Annotated in this window: 22 protein-coding genes; 14 read left to right on the top strand and 8 right to left on the bottom strand. The window is 70.9% G+C overall.

Going from position 1 to position 25,040, the window contains the following annotated elements:
• Positions 1–82: 82 nt before the first annotated feature.
• Positions 83–439 (bottom strand): iron-sulfur cluster insertion protein ErpA, encoded by a 357-nt coding sequence (erpA, locus tag BIV24_RS07140; protein WP_071365320.1) that lies wholly within the window; start codon positions 437–439, stop codon positions 83–85.
• Between the two features lie 312 nt (positions 440–751).
• Here erpA and nadA point away from each other — a divergent pair, with 312 nt between their 5' ends.
• Both nadA and BIV24_RS07130 read left to right on the top strand, forming a co-directional pair.
• Positions 752–1,936, top strand: a complete 1,185-nt coding sequence (gene nadA, locus BIV24_RS07135) for a quinolinate synthase NadA (RefSeq protein ID WP_071365399.1) — start codon at positions 752–754, stop codon at positions 1,934–1,936.
• Positions 1,937–2,110: 174 nt separating this feature from the next.
• Positions 2,111–2,689, top strand: coding sequence for a Uma2 family endonuclease (locus BIV24_RS07130; protein WP_071365319.1), 579 nt, complete (start codon positions 2,111–2,113; stop codon positions 2,687–2,689).
• A 138-nt stretch (positions 2,690–2,827) separates the two neighbouring features.
• On the opposite strand, the gene BIV24_RS07125 is transcribed toward BIV24_RS07130, so the two are convergent.
• The 5 genes from BIV24_RS07125 to BIV24_RS07105 form a co-directional block, all read right to left on the bottom strand.
• Complete coding sequence (locus BIV24_RS07125) at positions 2,828–5,953, bottom strand: efflux RND transporter permease subunit (RefSeq protein ID WP_071365318.1); 3,126 nt, start codon at positions 5,951–5,953, stop codon at positions 2,828–2,830.
• 445 nt (positions 5,954–6,398) lie between these two features.
• Entirely contained in the window at positions 6,399–7,079 is a 681-nt protein-coding gene (locus BIV24_RS07120; protein ID WP_071365317.1) for a response regulator, read from the bottom strand.
• A gap of 46 nt (positions 7,080–7,125) precedes the next feature.
• Entirely contained in the window at positions 7,126–8,364 is a 1,239-nt protein-coding gene (locus BIV24_RS07115; protein WP_071365316.1) for a sensor histidine kinase, read from the bottom strand.
• Between the two features lie 184 nt (positions 8,365–8,548).
• Entirely contained in the window at positions 8,549–8,827 is a 279-nt protein-coding gene (gene pspAA, locus BIV24_RS07110; RefSeq protein WP_071365315.1) for a PspA-associated protein PspAA, read from the bottom strand.
• A gap of 39 nt (positions 8,828–8,866) precedes the next feature.
• Positions 8,867–9,667 (bottom strand): PspA/IM30 family protein, encoded by an 801-nt coding sequence (locus BIV24_RS07105; protein ID WP_071365314.1) that lies wholly within the window; start codon positions 9,665–9,667, stop codon positions 8,867–8,869.
• 303 nt (positions 9,668–9,970) lie between these two features.
• Here BIV24_RS07105 and BIV24_RS07100 point away from each other — a divergent pair, with 303 nt between their 5' ends.
• The 3 genes from BIV24_RS07100 (at position 9,971) to BIV24_RS07090 (ending at position 12,523) form a co-directional block, all read left to right on the top strand.
• A complete protein-coding gene (locus tag BIV24_RS07100; protein WP_079168068.1) occupies positions 9,971–10,600 on the top strand; it encodes a DUF3043 domain-containing protein in 630 nt (209 codons plus the stop codon).
• A gap of 83 nt (positions 10,601–10,683) precedes the next feature.
• On the top strand, positions 10,684–11,385 hold the full coding sequence (locus BIV24_RS07095; protein ID WP_071365312.1) for a class I SAM-dependent methyltransferase: 702 nt from the start codon (positions 10,684–10,686) through the stop codon (positions 11,383–11,385).
• A gap of 70 nt (positions 11,386–11,455) precedes the next feature.
• The gene (locus BIV24_RS07090; RefSeq protein ID WP_071365311.1) at positions 11,456–12,523 is read left to right on the top strand and encodes a S1C family serine protease; all 1,068 of its coding nucleotides are present in this window, start codon (positions 11,456–11,458) and stop codon (positions 12,521–12,523) included.
• 52 nt (positions 12,524–12,575) lie between these two features.
• Here BIV24_RS07090 and BIV24_RS07085 read toward each other — a convergent pair whose 3' ends face one another.
• A complete protein-coding gene (locus BIV24_RS07085) occupies positions 12,576–12,788 on the bottom strand; it encodes a hypothetical protein (protein ID WP_071365310.1) in 213 nt (70 codons plus the stop codon).
• A gap of 161 nt (positions 12,789–12,949) precedes the next feature.
• Here BIV24_RS07085 and BIV24_RS07080 point away from each other — a divergent pair, with 161 nt between their 5' ends.
• Entirely contained in the window at positions 12,950–14,149 is a 1,200-nt protein-coding gene (locus BIV24_RS07080; protein WP_071365309.1) for a bifunctional adenosylcobinamide kinase/adenosylcobinamide-phosphate guanylyltransferase, read from the top strand.
• On the opposite strand, the gene BIV24_RS07075 is transcribed toward BIV24_RS07080, so the two are convergent.
• Positions 14,138–15,211 carry a class I SAM-dependent methyltransferase gene (locus BIV24_RS07075; RefSeq protein ID WP_071365308.1) on the bottom strand — a complete coding sequence of 358 codons (1,074 nt, stop codon included), beginning with the start codon at positions 15,209–15,211 and terminating at the stop codon, positions 14,138–14,140. The genes BIV24_RS07080 and BIV24_RS07075 overlap by 12 nt on opposite strands.
• Positions 15,212–15,386: 175 nt before the next feature.
• Here BIV24_RS07075 and cobT point away from each other — a divergent pair, with 175 nt between their 5' ends.
• The 8 genes from cobT to BIV24_RS07035 all read left to right on the top strand — a co-directional run.
• Positions 15,387–16,481: a nicotinate-nucleotide--dimethylbenzimidazole phosphoribosyltransferase gene (cobT, locus tag BIV24_RS07070; RefSeq protein WP_071365307.1), complete on the top strand. Its 1,095-nt coding sequence runs from the start codon at positions 15,387–15,389 to the stop codon at positions 16,479–16,481.
• 120 nt (positions 16,482–16,601) lie between these two features.
• Entirely contained in the window at positions 16,602–18,395 is a 1,794-nt protein-coding gene (locus BIV24_RS07065) for a phosphatidylglycerol lysyltransferase domain-containing protein (RefSeq protein ID WP_071365306.1), read from the top strand.
• Positions 18,396–18,423: 28 nt separating this feature from the next.
• Complete coding sequence (locus BIV24_RS34180; RefSeq protein WP_071365305.1) at positions 18,424–19,125, top strand: hypothetical protein; 702 nt, start codon at positions 18,424–18,426, stop codon at positions 19,123–19,125.
• 94 nt (positions 19,126–19,219) lie between these two features.
• A complete protein-coding gene (locus BIV24_RS07055; protein ID WP_071365304.1) occupies positions 19,220–20,005 on the top strand; it encodes an adenosylcobinamide-GDP ribazoletransferase in 786 nt (261 codons plus the stop codon).
• Positions 20,006–20,081: 76 nt separating this feature from the next.
• A complete protein-coding gene (locus tag BIV24_RS07050) occupies positions 20,082–20,687 on the top strand; it encodes an RDD family protein (RefSeq protein ID WP_245766692.1) in 606 nt (201 codons plus the stop codon).
• Between the two features lie 357 nt (positions 20,688–21,044).
• Positions 21,045–22,565 carry a leucyl aminopeptidase gene (locus tag BIV24_RS07045; RefSeq protein WP_071365303.1) on the top strand — a complete coding sequence of 507 codons (1,521 nt, stop codon included), beginning with the start codon at positions 21,045–21,047 and terminating at the stop codon, positions 22,563–22,565.
• Positions 22,566–22,866: 301 nt separating this feature from the next.
• Complete coding sequence (lpdA, locus tag BIV24_RS07040; protein WP_071365302.1) at positions 22,867–24,255, top strand: dihydrolipoyl dehydrogenase; 1,389 nt, start codon at positions 22,867–22,869, stop codon at positions 24,253–24,255.
• 62 nt (positions 24,256–24,317) lie between these two features.
• Positions 24,318–25,040: biotin/lipoyl-containing protein (locus BIV24_RS07035; RefSeq protein ID WP_342745241.1), on the top strand; the 723-nt coding region annotated here is incomplete at its 3' end.

Here is a 25,040-nt window from a genome sequence, read left to right as displayed (position 1 = left end):
GCTCGCGGATACACGAAAGGCGGCGCCCCCCGTCAGGAGGGGGCGCCGCCGTCGTACGCGTTTGCCTCGGGGAGGTGCGTGCTCAGCTGAAGGAGTCGCCGCAGGCGCAGGAGCCCGTCGCGTTGGGGTTGTCGATCGTGAAGCCCTGCTTCTCGATGGTGTCCACGAAGTCGACGGTGGCGCCGACGAGGTACGGAGCGCTCATCCGGTCGGTGACGACCTTGACCCCGCCGAAGTCCTTCTCCACGTCACCGTCGAGGGAACGCTCGTCGAAGAAGAGCTGGTACCGCAGGCCGGAGCAGCCGCCGGGCTGAACCGCCACGCGCAGCGCCAGGTCGTCCCGGCCTTCCTGGTCGAGCAGGGCCTTGACCTTGGCCGCGGCGGCGTCGGTCAGGATGATGCCGTCGGTGACGGTGGTCTTCTCGTCCTGTACGGACATCTACATCTCTCCCGGGTTGTACGGAGACGGCTTGCCGACGAGTTGCAACCGGCACGGCCGCGGATTCATTCCGGGCCGAAGGCGTTTCTCTCGCTTTTTCCTTCATTCATGCTCGCACATGCGCCGGAGGCCGGACACCGACGTGTGGACGACGGGCGGGGCGGGATTCACGTCACATCGACGTTATGGACATCGTCAAACTGACGTGAACCGGATATGATAGATAGCGTCAATTCGACGAAAAGGATTGTCCCGCATGTCCCGCCGGCTCTCTCGAGGCCGGCGAGCCGCAGAACAGAAAGGGTGCGTGCCGTGACCACCGCCCAATCCCAGGAGCTCGGCGTACAGCCGACGCCCCTCGCCCTCCTGCTGCTCGGCCGTGAGGCCGACCCGAGGAGCGAACGGGGCGTCGAGTGCCCCGGCGAGCTGCCCGCACCGTCCGATCCGGACCTGGTCGAACGCGCCCGTGCGGCCAAGGAGAAGCTCGGGAGCAAGGTCTTCGTGCTCGGGCACCACTACCAGCGCGACGAGGTCATCCAGTTCGCGGACGTCACCGGCGACTCCTTCAAGCTGGCGCGGGACGCGGCGGCGCGGCCGGAGGCCGAGTACATCGTGTTCTGCGGTGTGCACTTCATGGCCGAGTCCGCGGACATCCTGACCTCCGACGACCAGAAGGTGGTCCTGCCGGACCTCGCCGCCGGCTGCTCGATGGCCGACATGGCGACCGCCGAACAGGTCGCCGAGTGCTGGGACGTCCTGACCGAGGCGGGTGTCGCCGAGCAGGTCGTGCCGGTCTCGTACATGAACTCCTCCGCGGACATCAAGGCGTTCACCGGCAAGCACGGCGGCACCATCTGCACGTCGTCGAACGCGAAGCGGGCCCTGGAGTGGGCGTTCCAGCAGGGTGAGAAGGTCCTGTTCCTGCCCGACCAGCACCTGGGCCGCAACACGGCCGTGCGGGACATGGGCATGTCGCTCGAGGACTGCGTCGTCTACAACCCGCACAAGCCGAACGGCGGGCTGACGGCCGAGGAGCTGCGGGCCGCGAAGATGATCCTGTGGCGGGGTCACTGCTCGGTGCACGGCCGCTTCAGCCTCGACTCGGTGAACGACGTGCGCGAGCGGATCCCCGGCGTGAACGTGCTGGTGCACCCCGAGTGCCAGCACGAGGTGGTGGCCGCGGCCGACCACGTGGGGTCGACCGAGCACATCATCAAGACGCTGGAGGCCGCTCCGGCGGGCTCCAAGTGGGCCATCGGCACGGAGCTGAACCTGGTCCGCCGACTGGCGAACCGTTTCGCCCCGGAGGGCAAGGAGGTCGTCTTCCTCGACAAGACGGTCTGCTTCTGCTCCACGATGAACCGCATCGACCTGCCGCATCTGGTGTGGGCGCTGGAGTCGCTGGCCGAGGGGAACCTGGTCAACCGCATCGCGGTGGACAAGGAGACGGAGGCGTTCGCGAAGCTGGCGCTGGAGCGGATGCTGGCGCTGCCGTAGCTCCTTCTGCGGCCATATGCCTGACGAGGGGCGCCCCGTTGCACGGGGCGCCCCTCGTCGTGTTCCTGACGGCGGCCGTGGCCCTGTGCCACGATCGAGGGAACGGTTCCCATCTGATGGGCAGGTGATCTTCCGATGGCCCAGTCTGGCAAGCGACAGAAGGAGGGGCGTGACATGACAGCTGTGGCTCATGAGCCGATCACGGCGGCCGAGGGCTTGCTGGAGACCTTCCTGGGTCTCGACACCCCGGAAGGCTTCCGGGCGGAACTGATCGAGGGGGAGATCGTTGTGACACCGCCGCCGGACGGGGACCACGAGGACTACATCGGCCTGATCGTGAGCCAGGTGATCAGGCGGGCCCGGACCGACATGCAGTTCTCTGGCAACAAGGGCCTGAAGCTGCAGAGCGGAGGCGCCTGCCCGAGGGACCATGTGATCCCCGACGGCACGTTCGCCCCCAGGGAACTTCGGCTCTACCGCGGCGCCGACTCCTGGATGCCCTGCGACGGCGTCGCCATGGTGCTCGAAGTGACGTCCACCAAGCCCCGGACGGACCGCGAGGCGAAACGCCGCTGCTATGCCCGCGGCGGCATCCCCCTCTACTTGCTCATCGACCGCGAGGCTTCCTCCATCACCCTGTTCAGTGACCCGGAGGACGACGACTACCGCCAGCACTGCACGCTTCCGTTCGGCAAGCCGCTCGCCCTCCCGGAACCGTTCGCCTTCGAACTGGACACCGCGGACTTCCTCTGACGTCCGCGTCGGGCCGCTGCCCGAAAGTGAAGCCGGGGTGCGTCCTGGGGACGCACCCCTCAGGGGCGGGACGAGGGAGGCGCGGCGGGGACGAGCAGGCTCTCACCCGGCCCCCAACCGCCCCTCCCGGGCACCCGTCTACACGCCCGCGGGCTCCGGCTCCGCCGAGTCGGTGGACTGCGCGGACGCGCCCGCCTTCTTCGCCCTCTTCGCCGCCCTCTTCTTGGCGCGGCGCTCCTTGCGGAGCTCCAGCATCGCGTACAGGGTCGGGACCAGCAGCAGGGTCAGCAGGGTGGACGTGATGAGTCCGCCGATCACCACCACCGCCAGCGGCTGGGCGATGAAGCCGCCCTCGCCCGTGACACCCAGGGCCATCGGGAGAAGCGCGAAGATCGTGGCCAGGGCCGTCATCAGGATCGGGCGCAGACGGTGCCGGCCGCCCTCGACCACGGCCTCGACGACGCCGTAGCCCTGCCCGCGGTACTGGTTGATCAGGTCGATCAGCACGATCGCGTTCGTCACCACGATGCCGATCAGCATCAGCATGCCGATCATCGCCGGAACGCCCATCGGGGTGCCCGTGGCCACCAGGAGGCCGATCGCGCCCGTGGCCGCGAACGGGATGGAGACCAGCAGGATGAGGGGCTGGGCCAGGCTGCGGAAGGTCGCGACCAGCAGCATGAACACGATCGCCACCGCCGCCAGCATCGCCAGCGCCAGGTTCTGGAACGCGTCGCTCTGGTCCTGCGAGACACCGCCGATCGTCGCGGTCGCCCCCGCCGGCAGCTTGAGCGCGTTGATCTTCGACTGGAGGTCCGCGCTCACCGCGCCCGTGTTGTCAGCCGTCGGGCGGGCCGTGATGGTCGCCGCCCGCTGGCCGTCGATCCGGGTCATCGACACCGGGCCGTCCACCAGCTTCACATCCGCGATATCGCCCAGCTTCACCGCGCCGAGGCGCAGGTTCCGCAGCTGCTCCAGCGTCTTCGCCGGCTTCGCCGACCTGATGACGACGTCACGCTCGGCGTCGTCCAGGACCGCCTTGCCGGTCTTGGTGCCCTGCACCGCCTGGGTGACCGCCATGCCCAGCGTCTGGTCATTGAAACCGGCCGCCGCCGCACGGGAGTTGGCCTTGACCGAGACGCGTGGCACGCTCTGCGCCAGGTTGCTCGTCACATCCGTGACGTCCTTGAGCTTCGCGACCTCGGCGCGGACCTGCTCCGAGGCCGTGCGCAGGACGTCCGCGTCGGCCGCCTTCACGACCACGCTCAGATCCTGGCTGCCGAAGCCGTCCCCCGCCGAGACCGTGGTCGTACCGATCCCGGAGAGCCTCGCCAGCCCGTCCTCGATGTGCTTCTGTACGTCCTTGGAGTCGGCCGAGCCGTACAGCATGACCGAGTACGAGGCCTGGTTGGTGTCCGTGCCGCCGCCGAACGCCGCCATGAAGCCGGATGAGCCGACCGTGACCTGGTAGTCCTTGACGCCCTTCACCCCGGCGAGCATGTCCTCGACCTTCTGTGCCGAGGCGTCCGTCGTCGCCAGGCTCGTACCCGGCTTCAACTTCTGCTTGATGCTGAGGACTTCCTGCTTGCCCTGGTCGAAGAAGTTCGTCTTCAGCAGCGGCGCCATGCCGAAGGTCCCGATCAGGACGACCACCGCGATGGCCACACTGGTGAGACGGCGACGGGTGGCGAAGCGCAGCACGGGCACATAGAGGCGCTGGAGACGGCTCTTCGCCTCCTTCTCCTCGGCCGCGCGGCGCGCCTCCTGCGCGTCCTCGGGCGTGCCCTTGGGGGCGCGCAGGAACCAGTACGACAGGACCGGAACGACCGTCAGCGACACCAGCAGCGAGGCCAGCAGGGCCGCCGTCACGGTGAGGGAGAACGAGCCGAACAGTTCACCCACCATCCCGCCGACCAGGCCGATCGGCAGGAAGACGGCGACCGTCGTCAGCGTGGACGAGGTCACCGCGCCGGCCACCTCGCGGACCGCCGCGAGGATCGCCGCCTGACGCTCCTCGCCGTAGCCGAGGTGCCGCTTGATGTTCTCCAGGACCACGATCGAGTCGTCGACGACCCGGCCGATGGCGATGGTCAGCGCGCCGAGCGTCAGCATGTTCAGCGACAGGTCGCGCGTCCACAGCACGATCAGGGCCAGGACCACCGACAGCGGGATCGAGACGGCCGTGACCAGGGTGGAGCGGATCGACGCCAGGAAGACCAGGATCACCAGGACCGCGAAGACCAGGCCCAGCGCGCCCTCGGTCGTCAAGCCTTCGATGGACTTGGAGACCGCCGGGCCCTGGTCGCTGACCACCGTGATCCTGGCACCGTTGCCGAGGTTCTTGCGCAGGTCCGGAAGCTTGTCCTTGACCGCCTCGGAGATGGCGACCGCGCTGCCGTCGTGGTCCATGGTGACGGCCACGGCGAGGCTGGGCCTGCCGTCCGTACGGGTGATGGAGTCGGCCTTGGCCTCCTCCTGCCGGACCGTGGCGATGTCACCGAGGCGCACCGGCTTCTTGCCCTGCTCTCCCGCGACCATCAGGTCCTCGATCTGCTTCAGCGAGGTGAAGCCGCCGCCGACCTGGACCGTGCGGTTGCCGCCGTTCTCGTCGAAGGAGCCCGCCGGAACCGTCGCGCCGCCCGCCTGAAGGGCCTGGCCGAGCGCGGCCGGGGACAGCCCGGCCTGCGCGAGCTTCGCGTCGTCGGGTGTGACGGCGACCTGGAGGTCGCGGACGCCGCTCACGGTCACCTGGCCGACCCCGTCGATGTTCTTCAGTGCGGGCACCACCGTCTTGTCGAGCTGGTCGGCCAGTGCCTGCTGGTCCTTGCCCGAGGCGACGGCTAGGACGACGGTCGGGATGTCGTCCGTCGAGCCGGCGATGACCTGCGGGTCGACCGAGTCCGGGAGCCGGACGCGGGCCCGGTTGACGGCCTGCTGGACGTCGGCGACGAGCTGCTTGGTGTCATTGCCGTAGTCGAAGGACGCCATGATGACGGCGTTGCCCTCGCTCGCCGTGGAGGTGACGCCCTTGATGCCGGAGACGGCCTGCAGGTTGTCCTCGAGGGGCTCGATGACCTGCTTCTCGACCACGTCGGGCGACGCACCCTGGTACGGCGCCAGGATGGAGACGAGGGGCAGGTTGATGGTGGGCAGGAGTTGCTGCTTGAGCTGGGGTATCGCGATCGCCCCGAAGACGATCGCGATGATCGACATCAGACCTATCAGGGCCCTTTGCGCGAGGCTGAAGCGTGACAGCCAGGACATGGGTCGGCGTCTTTCTGTTGGCGAGCGGAGGTCCGGGGCGCAGACGAGCGCCCACTGGTACACCCTCAGCCATCGCCCGACGCCGGTCCGTCCGCCCAGGGTCCAATTCTCTCCAGGCCTCTACTGCGGCCGCAGTACGGCCGGTCGGAGGCCGCTCCATCCATGGATGTACCGACGAACCCAGCGGCCCGGACCTCACTTGGCTCGATCATTCATTCGATAGCCGCACACCCCGGCTCTCCGCGATCCGCAGCGCGCCTCCCGGCGCCTCGGCCGGCCGTACGCCGGTGAAGCGCAGCTCGGTGGCCCGCAGGGCCATCGCCGAGGGCGACGCGAAACGCCCTTTACCCGGCCCGCGGGAGCACGACACTGACAAAGGAGCGGACGGCCCCACAGCGGCTCCCCACAGTGTGGTCTACCGGGACGCACCGCGGGAACAGCGCCGTCAGTCCCTCTTCGGACGTACCAGCCCCGACTCGTACGCAATCACCACGAGCTGTGCCCGGTCGCGTGCGCCCAGCTTGGTCATGGCGCGGTTGACGTGCGTCTTCACCGTCAGCGGGCTGACCTCCAGGCGTTCGGCGATCTCGTCGTTGGAGTGGCCGCCGGCGACCTGGACGAGGACCTCGCGCTCGCGGCCGGTGAGCGTGTCGAGCCGGTCGGAACGGGCCGGGTCCCGTCCGTCGTCGCCGTCGCCCTGGGCGAGGAACCGGGTGATGAGCCCCTTGGTGGCGGCGGGCGACAGCAGCGCCTCGCCGCCGTGCGCGATCCGGATGGCGTTCAGCAGTTCCTCGGGCTCGGCCCCCTTGCCGAGGAAGCCGGACGCCCCGGCGCGCAGCGACTGCACCACGTAGTCGTCGACCTCGAACGTCGTCAGTATGACCACCCGGACCTGGGTGAGAGCGGGGTCGGCGCTGATGAGCCGGGTCGCGGCGAGACCGTCGGTGCCGGGCATGCGGATGTCCATGAGGACGACGTCGGCGCATCGCTCCCCGGCCAGCCGGACCGCCTCGGCGCCGTCCGAGGCCTCGCCCACCACCTTCATGTCCGGCTCCGAGTCGACGAGTACGCGAAAGGCGCTGCGCAGCAGCGCCTGGTCGTCGGCGAGCAGGACCCGAATGGTCATGCGCGCGCTCCCTGAGGGGTGGTCATGCACGCTCCCTGGACGGTGGTCATGCGCTCTCCCCGGCTGTCGTCGCGTGGTTCTTGAGCGGCAGGATCGCATGAACCCGGAAGCCGCCTCCGTAGCGGGGACCCACGGTGAGGGCGCCGCCGACGGCGGTGACGCGCTCCCGCATGCCGAGCAGGCCGTGCCCGCCATGGCCGTCCGGTGCGCCGGTGTCCCCTGGCCCGGCGTCCTCGCCCGTTCCGCCGTCAAGGACCGTGATCTCCACGTTCGGTCCCACGCGTACCACGCTGACCTCGGCTCTCGCCCCCTGGCCCGCGTGCTTGCGCACATTGGTGAGGGCCTCCTGGATGACGCGGTACGCGGCCAGGTCGAGGGTGGTGGGCAGGGTGGTGCCGTGGTCGGCGCGGGCGATCTCCACGGGGAGCCCGGCGTTGCGGAAGGTGTCGGCGAGTTCGTCGAGCCGGGCGAGCCCTGGGGCGGGCTCGGTGGGGGCCGCGGGGTCGCCGGACTGCCGGAGCAGACCGACGGTGGCACGGAGTTCTTCGAGCGCGGTGCGGCTGGCCTCGCGGACGTGGGCGAGGGCCTCCTTCGCCTGGTCGGGCCGCTTGTCCATGACGTGTGCGACGACCCCGGCCTGCACGTTGACCAGGGCGATGTGGTGGGCGACGACATCGTGCAGATCGCGGGCGATGCGCAGCCGCTCCTCCGCGACGCGGCGGCGGGCCTCCTCCTCGCGGGTGCGTTCCGCCCGCTCGGCGCGCTCTCTGATGGCGTGCACGAAGGCGCGACGGCTGCGGACGGCGTCTCCGGCGGCCGCGGCCATACCCGTCCAGGCGAACAGTCCGACGTTCTCCTGGGCGTACCAGGGCAGGGGGCCGACGAGCATGGCGGTGCCGGTGAGCACGGTCATGGTGAGCAGGCCCACGCGCCAGGCGGTGGGGCGGTCGGTGGTGGCGGCGACGGTGTAGAGGGCGACGACCACGGACATCGCGACCGGCGTACGGGGGTCGGCGGTGACGAGGTCCACGAGAGAGAGCGCGGCCGTGACCGCGAGGACGGCTCTCGGCCCCCGGCGGCGGAGGACGAGCGCTGCGGCGCCGAGCACCATGAGGGTGAAACTGAGGGCGTCCGGGGTGTGAGCGCCCCAGGTGGGCCCGCCCTCGGCGTGGGGGTCGACGAAGGAGCCCGCCACCATGCAGAGGAGGACGCCGACCGCGAGGACGGCGTCCAGAGCCAGGGAGTGTGCCCTCAGGCCGTCCCTGGTGCGTTCCAGGATGCTCACGTCAGCCACACCTTGCAGGGGGTGAAACCGGTGCTGCCGCCCGTACCCGTGGCGGGTGGACCGTCCGGGGGCTGTCGCACCCCCGGACCCGGGCTGTCGGCCTGAACGGCCTCGTCCGCCATCTTCCCCGCTCCCGGCTTCGCCCGAGCGAGGGGATCCCCGCGACGGGCTGAGTGATGCACCCTCAGCCGGGGAGCAGGCCGTCGTCGTTCAGCATCTGGCGTACCTCTTCCAGGTCGGCGTCCGGTGCCGGAAGGATCAGTTCCGACGGTTCCAGAGCGTCGTCCGGCAGCGGAGTACCCAGGCCGCGGACCGCGTCCAGGAGGGCGTTCAGAGTGCGGCGGAAGCCCTGCTCGTCACCGCTCTCCATTTCCTGGAGCAGCTCGTCGTCCAGCTTGTTCAGCTCGGTGAAGTGGGCGTCGTCCAACTTCACCTGCCCCTCCCCCATGATCCGTACGATCATGTTGCCCTCCTCAGGCGTGGGATCCGGTGGATGACTGGGTCACTGCTTGTCGAAGCGCGGAGTGTCCTGCGGCTGGGACGAGGACTGCTGTCCCTGGCCCGTGCCGCCTTCGATCGCCTGCGGCTGCGCGGACGAGCCGCCGGCCAGCTCCGCCTTCATGCGCTGCAGCTCCAGCTCCACATCGGTCCCACCGGAGAGCCGGTCCAGCTCGGCCTGGATGTCGTCCTTGGCCATGCCGGAGGGGTCGTCCAGTGCGCCCGAGGCGAGCAGTTCATCGATGGCGCCCGCGCGGGCCTGCAGCTGGGCCGTCTTGTCCTCGGCCCGCTGGATCGCCAGGCCGACATCGCCCATCTCCTCGGAGATGCCGGAGAAGGCCTCGCCGATCCGGGTCTGCGCCTGGGCAGCCGTGTACGTCGCCTTGATGGTCTCCTTCTTCGTGCGGAAGGCGTCCACCTTGGCCTGGAGGCGCTGGGCCGCAAGGGTGAGCTTCTCCTCCTCGCCCTGCAGCGTCTGGTGCTGGGTCTCCAGGTCCGTCACCTGCTGCTGGAGCGCGGCGCGCCGGGACAGCGCCTCGCGGGCCAGGTCCTCGCGACCGAGCGCGAGCGCCTTGCGGCCCTGGTCCTCGAGCTTGGAGGACTGGCTCTGCAACTGGTTGAGCTGCAGCTCCAGGCGCTTGCGGCTCGTCGCCACGTCCGCGACGCCGCGGCGCACCTTCTGCAACAGCTCCAGCTGCTTCTGGTACGAGTAATCGAGGGTCTCGCGCGGGTCCTCGGCCCGGTCAAGGGCCTTGTTCGCCTTCGCGCGGAAGATCATCCCCATACGCTTCATGACACCGCTCATGGGCTTCGCGCGCCCCCTTCTGACGGACTCCAGCTCCAGCAGCTCTGCAACAGCACCCACAGTACGGGCCCTGCATCCATTACCGCACTGTTCGGGGACGGATGCGGTCATCCCCGAGGACGACTGCCTTCGATCCCGCTCCGGCGTAGGGAGGAGGTGTCCCCCCAAGGTTACATGCGGGGAGACGCCCGGATTCCCGCTGCCGACGTACGGAAGAACGACGGCGCCCTTCCCTTTCGGACCGCTCTGTCCCAGTACAAGACGACCGGTGTTGCCGGATCGTTCCCCACTCGGCTGGGGTCCATGCGGGCGAACCCCTTACCCTTGGGTTTTGTGTTTCGTAGCCGTGCCAAGGAAGAGAAGGCCCCGACCGCCGACAAGGCGCTGGTGACCGACTCCAAGCAGTCCCGCGACCCGCAGGCCCCCAAGGGCCGGCCCACGCCCAAGCGCAGTGAGGCCCGGTCCCAGCGCCGCAGCGTCGCCAATACGCCGATGACGCGCAAGGAAGCCGCGAAGCGGCAGCGCGAGACGCGCCGCGTCCAGATGGAGAAGCAGCGCCAGGCGCTGGCCAGCGGTGACGAGCGGTATCTGCCGGCGCGGGACAAGGGTCCGGTCCGCAAGTTCGCCCGCGACTTCATCGACTCGCGTTTCAATGTCGCGGAGTTCTTCCTGCCGATGGCCGTGGTCATCCTGGTGCTGAGCATGGTGCGGGTGGCCCAGCTGCAGAACATCGCGCTGCTGCTGTGGCTCGTCGTGATCGTGCTGATCGTGCTCGACTCGATCTTCGCCGGGTTCCGGCTGCGGAAGCAGCTCGCCGAGCGCTTCCCCGGCCACAACAGGAGGGGCGCGGTCTTCTACGGGCTGTTGCGCGCCCTGCAGATGCGCCGACTCCGGCTGCCGAAGCCGCAGGTCAAGCGCGGAGAGCGGCCCTGAGCACGACTTCCTTCTCGGGGGGCGCGGCGGATGCCTGGCTGAGCGGGCTGGGTGGTCTGCGTGATGTCGTACGCCAGGAGCTGGTGGCCCGACAGCTGGACGAGCAGATATCCGGGCGGTACCCGGTCGGGCAGCGCCTGCGGGTGCTCGACGTGGGGATGGGGCAGGGCACGCAGGCCCTGCGCCTGGCCCGGGCCGGGCACCGGGTCACCGGGATCGAGCAGGATCTGACGATGATCTCCGTGGCCCGCAAGGCCCTGTCCGCCGAGCCGGAGGGCATCCGGGAGCGGGTGCGGATCATCGAGGGCGACGGACGGGACACGGGCGTCCACTTCCTGCCGGGCAGCTTCGACGTGGTGCTGTGCCACGGCGTGCTCATGTATGTCGAGGAGCCCGATCCGCTGGTGGCGGGGCTGGCCCGGATGCTCGCGCCCGGCGGGCTGCTGTCCCTGCTCGTCCGCAACGGGGACGCGCTGGCGATGCGGCCGGGGCTGTCCGGGGACTGGGGTGCGGCGCTCGCCGCCTTCGACACGAACACCTATACGAACCGGCTTGGGCTCGATGCACGGGCCGACCGGCTGGAGGCGCTGACCGCGACGCTCGCGGGGATCGGGGCGCCCTTGCACGCCTGGTACGGAGTGCGGGTCTTCACGGACACGGCCGCCGACGACGCGGGGATCCCCCCGGACGTGGAGGTCCTTCTGGACGCGGAGGAACGGGCGGGGCGTACGGATCCGTACCGGCGGGTGGCGGCGCTGCTGCACCTGTGCGGAGTACGCGGCTGAGGAAGCCGGATCGAACCCGTTCGGAGGCATCGGAAAAGCCGGGCCCTCTCCCCGACGGGAGACTCGGGGCATGGACGCTTCCCGATTCCGTGTCTTCCGGCTGTGTGCCCCCGCCGTCGTCTGCTCACTGGTACTGCTCGGTGGCTGCACCGGCTCCGATTCCCCGGCGAAGCAGGACGGCACGACGAGCACGCGGGACGTCGCCGCCGGGACGGCCAGCGATCTGCAGAGCGAGTACATGCGGGTCATCAAGGACGTCCTGCCGTCGGTCGTGCAGATCCGTTCCGGCAACGCTCTCGGGTCCGGCGTGGTCTACGACGACAAGGGCCATATCGTCACCAACGCGCACGTGATCGGGGACGGCAGGACGTTCCAGGTGACCACCGCCAACAGCGAGCACACGCTCACCGCGAGTCTGGTCTCCTCCTACCCCGCCCAGGACCTCGCCGTCATCAGGCTGAACACGGTGCCGCGGGGGCTGAAGGCGGCCGTCTTCGCGAACTCGGCCAAGGTCGAGGTCGGGCAGATCGTCCTCGCCATGGGCTCACCGCTCGGGTTGTCGTCGAGCGTGACCCAGGGAATCGTCTCGGCGACCGGACGGACCGTCAGCGAGAGCGGCACGCAGGGCGGTACGGGCGCCACCATCGCGAACATGGTGCAGACCTCGGCGGCGATCAACCCCGGCAACAGCGGGGGCGCGCTCGTCAACCTCGACAGCCAGGTCATCGGCATCCCCACGCTCGCCGCGGTCGACCCCGACCTCGGGAACAGCGCGGCGCCCGGCATCGGGTTCGCGATCCCGGCGAACATGGTGAAGACGATCGCCGACCAGATCATCGGGACGGGGAGGGTCACCCATTCGGGACGGGCCGCGCTCAATATCACCGGCCGCACGGTGGTGAACGCCGGCTACCGCCCGATCGGGGTCGCGGTGGCCAGGGTCGATCCCGGGGGCGCGGCCGACCGGGCGGGCCTGCGGACCGGGGACATCATCATCAAGGTGGGTGACCAGGACATCACCACGATCACGTCCCTCGCCGAGGCACTCGCCGGTGACAAGCCGGGGCAGCGGACGACGGTCACGTACCTGCGCGACGGCAGCCGTAAGACAGCCGATGTGACGCTGGGCGAGCAGTGAGGGGCAGGGGGAGGAATCGCTCCGCCCCCTCCCCCGGACGACGGACGACGGGCTACGCGTCCTCGGCGTGCAGGCTCATCGGCCCGTAGATCTCCGTCATGTCCTCGAACAGCCGTACCTGGTCGGCGCCGCCTTCCGACAGTTCCCTCCAGTGCTCCCCGATCCAGGACTCGGCGTCCCCCTGCGTGGTGAACTCCTCGGGCATGACCGCGGGCCGGATCTCCGCCCCGTCGGCCTTCTCGAACCGCCACGTCCATGCCGCCATGTACGCCTCCCAGATGTGAGCACACGCTGAGCAGCATCCGGATGGTGGTCCGGCTGCTGCCCGCAGCCTATGCGCTCCTCCGGCCAGGGGGGAGAAGACCGCGGGTCGCAGGACCCGACCTGGGCGCGCGCCTCCTGCGGGGACCCGGGAAAATCGGGTCCGTGGAACTGACACTGCTCGGCACCGGTGCCCCCGCGGGACTGCCCCGCACCGACTGTCCCTGCGCGGCCTGCGCGCGTGCGCTCGGCCAGGAGGCGCGTGCGGCGACCGCGGTGCTCGTGGACGGGGCGCTGCTGCTGGACCTCACTCCGGGCGCGGCGTTCGCGGCGGCGCGCGCCGGGCGGTCGCTGGCCGGCGTACGGCAGGTACTGCTGACGCATCCGCACGGCGGGCCCGCGGTCGAGGTCCCGGCGGGCCTGCCGCAGCCCGGGCGGGTGCCGGACGGACGGGAGTTGGCGCTGCTGACCGGCCACCGGGTGCGGGCGCTGGCGATGGACGCGCCGGGCACCGGGTACGCGGTGACCGGACCGGACGGGCTGCGGCTGCTGTATCTGCCGCCGGGCGCGGCGCCCGCGGGTCTTACGGTGCCGGCGGAGCCGTACGACATGGTGCTGGCCGACGTCCTGGGGCGGCCGGACGCGCTGGCGAAGCTGCGGGCGGTGGGGGCGCTCGGGCCGACCACGGACGTCATCGCCGTGCACCTCGACCACGACGTGGCACCGGGCGCCGAGTTGCGCAGGCGGCTCGCGGCGGCCGGGGCGCGTGCGGTGCCGGACGGGGCGACGCTGACCGTGGGCGGCTATGAGCACGTGCCGGACGTGCCGCGGCGCACGCTGGTGCTGGGCGGGGCGCGGTCGGGCAAGTCGGTGGAGGCGGAGCGCCGGCTGGAGGCGTTCCCGGACGTGCTGTACGTGGCGACGGGCGGCTCGCGCTGCGGGGACACGGAGTGGGCGGCGCGGGTGGCCACGCACCGGGAGCGGCGGCCCGGGTCCTGGCGGACCGCCGAGACCTGCGATCTCGTGCCGCTGTTGGAGGAGGACGGGCCGCCACTGCTGATCGACTGTCTGTCGCTGTGGCTGACCGACGCGATGGACACGGTCGGCGCCTGGGACGACGCGGAGTGGGCGGGCGGCGGCGAGCGGGCGCTGCGGGCACGGGTGGGGGAGCTGGCCGCGGCGGTGCGCGGCACACGCCGGACGGTCGTGGCCGTCTCGAACGAGGTCGGCTCCGGTATCGTCCCGGCGACCGCGTCCGGCCGCCGCTACCGGGACGAACTCGGCCGCCTGAACGCGGCGTTCGCGGCGGAGTGCGAGCATGTGCTGCTGGTGGTGGCCGGGCAGGCGCTGACGCTACGCGGGTGACCGCGCGATGATCCGGTAGGCGTTCGAGAAGCGGGTACGCCGCAGCAGCGGCGCCCATACGTGGTCCAACGCTGTGGCCCCGACCACCAAGGGCGCCGTCGCCCCCGCCAGAGCCGTGCGTACTCCGCGCCGCAACCGGGTCGGCGACACCGGCCGCCACGGGGCGTCCGGGGCCGGCAGGACACGGCCCAGCGCGAGGGTCAGGGCGCCCGCGATGTCGTACGGCGTGTGCGGCTCGCGACGGTTCGTGGTGACGATCGCGCAGCCCAGGCCCTCCAGTTCGGCCAGCAGGTTGTCTCGCGGCATCAGCTGGAGGCGGCGCGGCTGGCCGTAGGACGCCCACCACTTGCCGAGCAGAGCGCCGAACGCGCAGTCGGGGTCGGAGACTTCGATGAGCAGATGGCCACCGGGGCGCAGCACCGTCAGGGCGGCGCGCAGTTCGGCGCGCGGGTCGGGGGTGTGCTCCAGGTGGTGGACCATGCTGACGACGTCGTAGCGGGAGCGCAGCCGCGCGAGGATCTCCGGGTCGGTGAGGTGCCCGCGATGGGCCTCCTCGACGCGGCCCGCGGCTCGTGCCGTCTCGACGCGGCGGGTGGGGTCGAGGCCGTCGAAGGACGTGTACGGGTGGACCTCCTTGGCCGCCTGGGGGAACCGGCCGTGCCCGGTGCCGACGTCGAGCCAGCTCTCCGGCTCCGGAAAGGTCAGCATCGCGCGGGCCGCCGCCCGGTGGCGTCGAGCGCCGCCGTGGGCGGTGAGGATGCGTTCGGCGAGGTGCTCGCGTCCGGCGTGGTCCTCGTGGACGTCGCGGTGGTAGAAGGCGACCCCCTCGGCGCTGAGGCGGGGGTTCTGGAAGGTGTGGGCGCAGTCCCGGCACTGGTCGACGACGAATGTGCCCGGCTTGTGCTGCACCAGGTCCCGGGTGCGCAGCCGGGTGCGCAGCCGCGTCGAGCCGCACCACGGGCAGTCCACGCGGCGCGGCTCGTGGAACCGGTCGGTGCCCTGGGCGAGTTCCCCGAGGTACTCGGCACGGCGTGCGGCGTCCGGGTGCGGGGTGGAGGGCATGGGCGGCTCCTGAGCGGGGGACGGCGTACGACCAGGGGGACCGGGGCGCACGACGGTGACCAGAGGTGCGACAATACGTGCCCAAACGGTACGTACGGGATTCCTCTCACGGATGCAATGACGTGCCGTCGATGTGGCGCCGCCGCGTTCGATCCCTGCCGGTACTGTTCGGCGAATGAGCTCGCTTAATCTCGACGACTTCACCGACCTGATCGAGCGCCCCGACGGCGGGGTGCGCCGCGACGCGGAGGCGCGCCGGGAGCGTCAGATCGTGCCGCCCGGGGCACTGGGCCGCCTCGACGACCTGGGTGAGTGGCTGGCGGCCGCGCAGTCCGCCGTACCGGTGCGGCCGATCGAGCGGCCTCGCATGGTGCTGTTCGCCGGCGACCACGGGGTCGCGGCGCTCGACGTGTCGGCGCGCCCCGCGGGCAGCGCCACCCGGCTGGTGCGAGCGGTGCTGGAGGGCACCGGCCCGGCCTCGATCCTGGCGCGGCAGCTGAACGTGCCCGTGCGCGTGGTCGACATGGCGCTCGACTGCGACCCGGGCGAACTGCCGGCGGACGTCGTACGGCATCGGGTGCGGCGCGGCAGTGGGCGCATCGACGTCGAGGACGCGCTGACGCAGGAGGAGGCGGAGGCAGCGTTCCGGGCGGGGGTCGCGATCGCGGACGAGGAGGCGGACTCCGGGACGGACCTGGTGGTCCTCGGCGATGTGAGCGTCGGAGGGACGACGCCGGCAGCCGTGCTGATCGCGGCGCTGTGCGGGACGGACTCTTCGGTGGTGACCGGGCGCGGCGGTCTGGCGATCGACGACCTCGCCTGGATGCGCAAATGCGCGGCCATCCGCGACGCGCTGCGGCGGGCCAGGCCGGTACTGGGCGATCAGCTGCAGTTGCTGGCGGCGGTGGGCGGTGCCGACCTGGCCGCGATGACCGGGTTCCTGCTGCAGTGCGCCGTGCGCAAGACTCCGGTGATTCTGGACGGGGTCGTGTCGGCGGCGTGTGCGCTGGTGGGGCAGCGGATTGCGTTCCGCGCGCCGGACTGGTGGCTGGCCGGGCAGAGCAGCGGGGAGCCGGCGCAGGCGAAGGCGCTGGACCGGCTGGCCCTGGAGCCGCTGCTGGACCAGGGGGTGTCCGTGGGCGAGGGCACCGGGGCGCTGCTGGCGCTGCCGCTGGTCCGGGCTGCGGCGGCCCTGGCGGCGGAGCTTCCGGAGAAGCCGGCCGAGGCCACAGAGGCCACAGAGGCCACAGAGGCCACAGAGAAGGGATAGGCTGCCGCGACCGGTCCACCCCTCCCCCGCCGCGCCAAGAGGACAGGGGTCCCGGGCCGACCGGCCCCCGCCTCGCCCCTCTCTCCCGCGCACCACAGGGGACCCATATCATCACCCTTCATGGGAGATGCCCGTTTTACCGCGGAACAGGAACGCACGACTCGGTCAGGGGGCGAGGCACAGCGGTCCAGCCGGACTTCCCGGCGGGCCGCCGCCTGCGCCGTCTGGTACCTCCGCGCTGTCATGTTCATCAATTTCCTCTCCGCCGTGTGGCTTACCCTCGGGCAGGACGTACGGCGGCACAACCAGCAGGACCTCTTCACGCCGTACCTGCTGACCGCGGGTTTCGCCTCCGGCGTGTTCACGATGTTCCTCGCCATCACCATGCGGCGCCGCAAGCGTGCCGCCTGGATCCTCAACCTCGCGCTCAGCGGGTCGTTCCTCCTGCTCTTCGCCTTCGCCATGTCCTTCCCCGAGATCCGGCAGTACGCCCAGAACTGGGTCTCCCTGCTCCTCACCGCGGCCTTCGTCGGCTCGCTCCTCGTCGGGCGACGGGAGTTCTACGCCAAGGGCGACCGGTCCAATCCCCGGCTCGCGGCCGTTGTCGCCGTCGGTGGCCTGCTCGTCACCTCGCTGCTCGCCGCACTCCTGGTGACCGTCACCAACACCTCGTCCTATGCGCAGCGTTCGACGTTCCCGGAACGCTGGCGCTACGGCACCTTGCGGCTCGTGTCGGTCACCGTCGACGACTCGCACTACCCGTGGATCTCCACGCCCAGCTGGGTCAACGTCACGATCAACGCCTTCAGCACGCTGCTCCTCCTCGCCGTCCTGTACGCCGCCTTCCGTTCCCGGCGTGCCGTCGACCCGATCAGCGAGGACGACGAGAAGCGACTGCGGGCGCTGCTGGACAGGCACGGTGACCGGGACTCGCTCGGCTACTTCGCGCTGCGCCAGGAGAAGAGTGTGATCTGGTCGCCCACCGGCAAGGCGGCGGTCGCGTACCGCGTCGTCAACGGGGTCTCGCTGGCTTCCGGTGATCCGCTCGGCGACCCGGAGGCATGGCCGGGCGCCATCGAGCCCTGGCTCGCCGAGGCGCGTGCGCACGGCTGGACCCCGGCCGTGATGGGCGCGAGCGAGGAGGCCGGGACCGTGTACGCGCGGCACGGTCTCGACGCCCTCGAACTCGGTGACGAAGCCATCGTGGACGTCGACGAGTTCACCCTCGAAGGGCGGGCCATGCGCACCGTCCGCCAGGCCTACAACCGGGTGAAGCGCGCCGGGTACACGGTCCGTATCAGGCGCCACTCGGACATCCCGGCCGACGAGATGGCGTTCCTCCTGCAGAAGGCCGACGACTGGCGCGACGGGGCCACCGAGCGCGGCTTCAGCATGGCGCTGGGGCGGCTCGGGGACCCCGAGGACGGGCAGTGCGTCATGCTCGAGTGCTCGGACGCCGAAGGCGAGTTGAAAGCGCTGCTGTCCTTCGTGCCCTGGGGCCCGCACGGGCTCTCCCTCGACCTCATGCGCCGCGACCGGGACTCCGAGAACGGGCTCATGGAGTTCATGGTGATCGAACTGCTGCGCCGCGCCCAGGAGATCGGGATCACCCAGGTCTCTCTCAACTTCGCGATGTTCCGGTCCGTCTTCGAACGTGGTGCGCGTCTTGGCGCCGGACCGGTGCTGCGGCTGTGGCGCTCGCTGCTCAGCTTCTTCTCCCGCTGGTGGCAGATCGAGTCGCTGTACCGGGCCAACGCGAAGTACCGGCCGATCTGGGAGCCCCGGTTCCTGCTCTTCGAGAAGAGCCCGGACCTGCTGCGTATCGGCCTCGCCTCGGCGCGCGCCGAGGGATTTCTGGAGGCTCCGGGGCTGCCGAAGTGGCTGCACCGCAAGCACCTGGTATCCCACAGGTGAGAAGCACCGGACAGATGAGGACCGCTGGATGAAGCGCATCGCCCGCCTGGTCCGCGCCGAGTTAGGACCCCCGTACGTCACCGTGCGTCAGGCCCTCGCGCGGCGACACTGGCGGGCGGTCCCGATGACGCTCGCGGCCGTGTGCCTGACATCGGTCCTGCAGTTCGTGCAGAACCAGCCCTGGGGCTTCCCGTTCGTGCAGAACATCGGATCCGTACGGGCCGAGGAGCCGCTGTGGCTCTCCCTTCTGCACACCCCGCTCTCCCTGTTCGTACCGGCCCTCGACCTGCCGGTCTGGGGTGCGCTCCTGCAGATCCTCTTCGTGTTCGGGATCGCCGAGATCTGTCTGGGCTGGTGGCGCACGACCGTCATCGCGTACGCCGCCACACTGGCCGGCACGCTGTACGCGCGCCTGAGCATCGGCCTGGGCCCGCACCATCCGCTGGGGCTGCCCGCGACGGACGCGCAGGTCGTCGACACCGGGCCGTCGGCGGCCGTGATCGGGCTCGCCCTCTTCCTGTGCTGGCGGTATCGCGCCCGCCTCACCGGAGGGGTGTTGATCGCGGCCATGGTCGTGGAAGTCGTGCTGAAGGCGAACCTGGCGGGCAAGGAGCACATCGCCGCGATCGCCATAGTGCTGGTGCTGTGCGGGGTGTCGGCGCTGCGCCGGCGCCAACGGCCGTCCGGCCGAGTGGAATGCGCGACGGACTTGCCTCCGATCCAGTCCTGAGGTCTTCGGCAAGGGCCCGTCCGGCGGCGGTCCGAGCTGCTCGCCCGCGGACGCCGGGGCCGAACGGGGTACGGCGGTCACGTACCCTTCGGCCGTGCCCAAGACCCCGTCCTTCCACGGCCTCCGCTTCGCTTTCGGCACCCTCACCGTTCTCCCGGTCCGGGTGACCCGGTGGGACCGGGAGGCCGCGCGCGGCGGGATGCTGTGCGCGCCTCTGGCCGGAGCGGTGGTCGGCGGTCTCGCGGCCCTGCTCGGCACGGCCCTGCTCCTCCTGGGCGCGGGGCGCCTGCTCGCCGCCGTCGCCTCCGTCGCCGTACCCGCCGTGCTCACCCGGGGTCTGCACCTGGACGGAATCGCCGACACCGCGGACGGGCTCGGCAGCGGAAAGCCCGCCGAGGAGGCGCTGCGCATCATGAAACGGTCGGACATCGGACCGTTCGGCGTGATCACCCTGTTGTTCGTGCTCCTCGCACAAGTGGCGGCGCTCGCGCAGGCGTACGGCGACTCCTGGGCGCGAGGTGCGTCGGCCGTCGTCGTCTCGGCCACCGCGGCCCGGCTGGCCCTCACGCTGGCCGCGCGCAGCGGGGTGCCGGCCGCCCGGCCGGAGGGGCTGGGCGCCGCGGTCGCGGGAGTGGTTCCGGTGCGCGGCGCACTGGCGGTGGCTGTCGCGGTCACCGCGGCGGCGGCAGCCGGGGGCGCGCTGCCGGGGGCGTCCGGCGTGGTCCGCACTGCGGCCGCGGTGCTGCTCGCGATGGGCGCCGCCGAACTGCTGCTGCGGCACTGCACCCGCCGCTTCGGCGGGGTGACGGGCGATGTGTTCGGCGGTCTCGCCGAGACCGCCGCGACGACGGCACTCGTGGTGCTGTCGATCGGCCAGTAGGTGCCCTCCGGTGCCCCGGAAGCCTGCCGGGCACTACTCTGACGCACCGATCACTCACTGTTCCCGGGGGACGACTGTGCAGAAGACGCGCCGCTTCCTGGCCTGGCTCATCGACTTCGCGCTGGTGGTCGCGGCGGCCTCGGCACTCGCCATGCTCACCTTTCACCGCATATCCGCGATCGTCACGGATGTGCCGGGACTCGCGGCCAGAGGCGGCTTCGATCTGCTCACCTCACGGGGCGACGTCCTGAACGCCTCGGAGGGCCTCGGGCTCTCGCTGTGGCACAAGACGGTGCTGTACGTGGAACAGGGCTTCGGGCTGCTGGTGCTCGCCGCCTTCCTCTACCAGTGGGCGTCGCTCGCCCTCATCGGGCGCACCCTGGGCAAGGCGCTGACCGGCTTCAAGGTCACCCCGAGTCCCCTGCGCCGGGCCGCGCTGCGGGCGGCCGTGACGACGACCGCGGACGTGGCGGTGTACGCGCTGGCCTGCGTACTGCTGGTCGAGGGCCACTTCATGATGTCGATGCTGGCCTGGACGCTGGCCGTGGTGGTGTTCCTCCTGAACGCGCTGCCCGTCCTCTTCGCCGGGCGCCGCTCGCTGGCGGACCGGGTGGCGGGGACGACGGTCGAGAGCCTCCGGCTCGGCAGGCCTGCCGCCATGTCCCCCGCTCATGACTCTTGAACAACGCCCCCTGCAGCGGCGGGCGTTGGAGCGTCGGGGATCATCGCCGGGCGCGTCGACGCGCGCTCCGGAGCCCGCCGTGCGAGGCGATGAACCGGCCACGTATCCGACATCGGCGCATGTGCCCCAGGCCGTCGGGGGAAGGGAAGCGGCCAGGGCACCACGGAGAGATGAGCACCCGGAGTAATGAGCAAACCGCCCCCCGCGCGTAGGCTCATGCCGGGGGTTCCCCTGCCCAGGTAAAGACCGCACAGTCGGGGGATCTAGGGTCGGTTCCCGGGCTGGTCGACCCCATCCGTTCGGCCACCGAAACCCAATCGGCCACCGAAACTCAATTGGAAGCGAGATTTCACCACCGTGACTGCTCTCACTCTCAGCACCGCCGCGGCGGCCGGCCTGCGGGCCGACGCGATCGTGGTCGGCGTCGCGAAGGGCGCTCAGGGCCCGGTCGTCGCACCGGGCGCCGAGGCCGTGGACCAGGCGTATGACGGCAAGCTCGCCGCCATCCTGGAGACCCTGGGCGCCACGGGCGCCGAGGGCGAGGTGACAAAGCTGCCCGCGCCCTCCGGCTTCAAGGCGCCCGTCGTGGTGGCTGTGGGCCTCGGTGCCGAGCCGGAGAAGGACGAGGCGTTCACCGCCGAGTCCCTGCGCCGCGCCGCAGGTAGCGCCGCCCGGGCGCTGGCCGGCTCCAAGAAGGCCGTCTTCGCCCTGCCGGTCACCGAGGCCGCCGACACCGGCGCCATCGGCGAGGGCGCGCTGCTCGGCGCGTACGCCTTCGACGCGTACAAGGAGAACGCCAAGAACGCCAAGAACGGCAAGCCGCCGCTCGCCGAGGTCGCCGTGCTGGGCGGCAAGCCCCGCGACAAGGCGTACAAGGCGGCCGTCGAGCGCGTCGTCGCCGTCGCCGAGGAGCTCAACCGGGCTCGCGACCTGGTCAACACTCCGCCCAACGACCTGAACCCGGCGTCCTTCGCGGCTCTCGCGCAGACCGCCGGCAAGGAGCACGGGCTCAACGTGCAGGTGCTCGACGAGAAGGCGCTGACCAAGGGCGGCTACGGCGGCATCCTCGGCGTCGGCGCGGGCTCGGCCTCCGCTCCCCGCCTGGTGAAGCTGTCGTACAAGCACCCCGAGGCGGACAAGCACCTGGCCTTCGTCGGCAAGGGCATCACCTACGACTCGGGCGGCATCTCCCTCAAGCCGGCCGGCCACAACGAGACCATGAAGTGCGACATGGCCGGCGCGGCGGCGGTCTTCGCCGCGGTCGTGACCGCCGCGCGCCTCGGTCTCGAGGTCAACGTCACCGGCTGGCTCGCCCTGGCCGAGAACATGCCCTCCGGTTCGGCCACCCGCCCGGGTGACGTGCTGCGCATGTACAGCGGCAAGACCGTCGAGGTGCTCAACACGGACGCCGAGGGCCGACTGGTCCTCGCGGACGCGCTGTGGGCCGCCTCGGAGGAGAACCCGGACGCGATCATCGACGTCGCGACCCTGACCGGCGCGATGATGGTGGCGCTCGGCAACCACACCTTCGGGGTCATGGCGAACGACGACGCGTTCCGCACCGCGATCCACGAGGCCGCCGAGGAGGTCGGCGAGGACTCCTGGCCGATGCCGCTGCCCGAGCACCTGCGCAAGAGCATGGACACCCCCACGGCCGACATCGCCAACATGGGCGAGCGGATGGGCGGCGGCCTGGTCGCCGGTCTGTTCCTGAAGGAGTTCATCGGCGAGGGCATCACCTGGGCCCACCTCGACATCGCGGGTCCGGCCTTCAACGAGCAGGCTCCCTTCGGCTACACCCCGAAGGGCGGCACCGGCTCGGCCGTGCGCACGCTGGTCCGGCTCGCGGAGCTGACGGCGGCGGGCGACCTGGGCTGATCCCCACGCCCGCGGGAGGGCGGCCCCGGGTTCGGCAGAACCCCGGGGCCGCCCTCCCGGCCGTTACCGGAGTTTCGCCCTCGACGAAATCAGTACGACCGTCCGTGCCCGCGACCTTTGGACGTGATGGATCCGACGTCTCACACCTCCGGCCCGGCGTCCATTCCACCGCCGACAAGTGCGAAGATGGGGCTCGGCAGGACAGGGCCCCACCGAAGGGCCGAAGCAAAGCGGCCGGACACCAGCCGCCGACCGGTCACCGCAGACCGGGCGCACGGCGCAGATTCATGGAGGACGTGACGTGGCGAACGACGCCAGCACCGTTTTCGACCTAGTGATCCTCGGCGGCGGTAGCGGCGGTTACGCCGCGGCCCTGCGCGGAGCGCAGCTGGGCCTGGACGTCGCCCTGATCGAGAAGGACAAGGTCGGCGGCACCTGCCTGCACCGGGGTTGCATCCCCACCAAGGCCCTGCTGCACGCGGGCGAGATCGCCGACCAGGCCCGCGAGAGCGAGCAGTTCGGTGTCAAGGCCAGCTTCGAGGGCATCGACGTACCGGCTGTCCACAAGTACAAGGACGAGGTCATCTCGGGCCTGTACAAGGGTCTGCAGGGCCTGATCGCCTCCCGCAAGGTGACCTACATCGAGGGTGAGGGCCGGCTGTCCTCCCCGACCTCCGTCGACGTGAACGGTCAGCGGATCCAGGGCCGCCACGTCCTCCTGGCTACCGGCTCCGTGCCGAAGTCGCTGCCGGGCCTGCAGATCGACGGCAACCGCATCATCTCCTCCGACCACGCCCTCGTCCTGGACCGCGTGCCGCAGTCCGCGATCATCCTCGGCGGCGGCGTCATCGGTGTCGAGTTCGCTTCCGCCTGGAAGTCCTTCGGCGCGGACGTCACCGTCATCGAGGGCCTCAAGCACCTCGTGCCGGTCGAGGACGAGAACTCCTCCAAGCTGCTCGAGCGCGCCTTCCGCAAGCGCGGCATCAAGTTCAACCTCGGCACCTTCTTCCAGAAGGCCGAGTACACCGAGAAGGGCGTCAAGGTCACCCTTGCCGACGGCAAGGAGTTCGAGGCCGAGGTCCTGCTCGTCGCCGTCGGCCGCGGCCCGGTCTCCCAGGGCCTGGGCTACGAGGAGGCCGGGGTCGCCATGGACCGCGGCTACGTCCTCGTCGACGAGTACATGCGCACGAACGTCCCGACCATCTCCGCCGTCGGTGACCTGGTCCCGACCCTCCAGCTCGCGCACGTCGGCTTCGCCGAGGGCATCCTGGTGGCGGAGCGTCTGGCCGGTCTGAAGGTCGTTCCGATCGACTACGACGGTGTGCCGCGGGTGACGTACTGCCACCCGGAGGTCGCCTCCGTCGGTATCACCGAGGCCAAGGCCAAGGAGATCTACGGCGCGGACAAGGTCGTCGCTCTCAAGTACAACCTGGCGGGCAACGGCAAGAGCAAGATCCTCAAGACCGCCGGCGAGATCAAGCTCGTCCAGGTCAAGGACGGTGCCGTGGTCGGCGTCCACATGGTCGGCGACCGTATGGGCGAGCAGGTCGGCGAGGCCCAGCTGATCTACAACTGGGAGGCGCTGCCGGCCGAGGTGGCCCAGCTCATCCACGCCCACCCGACGCAGAACGAGGCGCTCGGCGAGGCCCACCTGGCCCTGGCCGGCAAGCCCCTCCACTCCCACGACTGACGCCTTCAGTCTTCGGGCGCGACGACACAGACTTCCGCAATTCGTAAGGAGAAACCGAAACCATGGCGGTTTCCGTAACCCTTCCGGCGCTCGGTGAGAGCGTCACCGAGGGCACTGTCACCCGCTGGCTGAAGGCCGAGGGCGAGCGCGTCGAGGCCGACGAGCCGCTGCTCGAAGTCTCGACGGACAAGGTCGACACCGAGATCCCGGCCCCTGCCTCCGGCGTGCTGTCCTCCATCAAGGTCGCCGAGGACGAGACGATCGAGGTCGGCGCCGAGCTGGCCGTCATCGACGACGGCACGGGTGCGCCCGTTGCCGCCCCGGCCCCGGCCGCCGCCGAGGCCCCCGCCCCCGCGCCGGTCGCCGAGCCTGCCCCGGCTCCGGTCGCCGAGGCCCCGGCCCCCGTCGCCGCCCCGGCCGCTCCGGCCAGTGGCGCCCAGGGCACGGACGTGGTCCTGCCCGCGCTCGGTGAGTCCGTCACCGAGGGCACCGTCACCCGCTGGCTGAAGTCGGTCGGCGACACCGTCGAGGCCGACGAGCCGCTGCTCGAGGTCTCCACGGACAAGGTCGACACCGAGATCCCCGCCCCGACTTCCGGCGTGCTGCTGGAGATCGTGGTCGAGGAGGACGGGACCGCCGAGGTCGGCGCCAAGCTGGCCGTCATCGGCGCCCCGGGTGCCGCTCCGGCGGCTGCCCCGGCCCCGGCAGCTCCGGCTCCCGCCCCCGCCGCTCCGGCTCCCGTCGCCCCCGCGGCTCCGGCCCCCGTCGCCCCCGCGGCTCCGGCC

This window comes from Streptomyces colonosanans (assembly GCF_001866645.1).
GTDB lineage: Bacteria > Actinomycetota > Actinomycetes > Streptomycetales > Streptomycetaceae > Streptomyces > Streptomyces colonosanans.
This window is presented reverse-complemented; position numbering and strand designations above follow the sequence as displayed.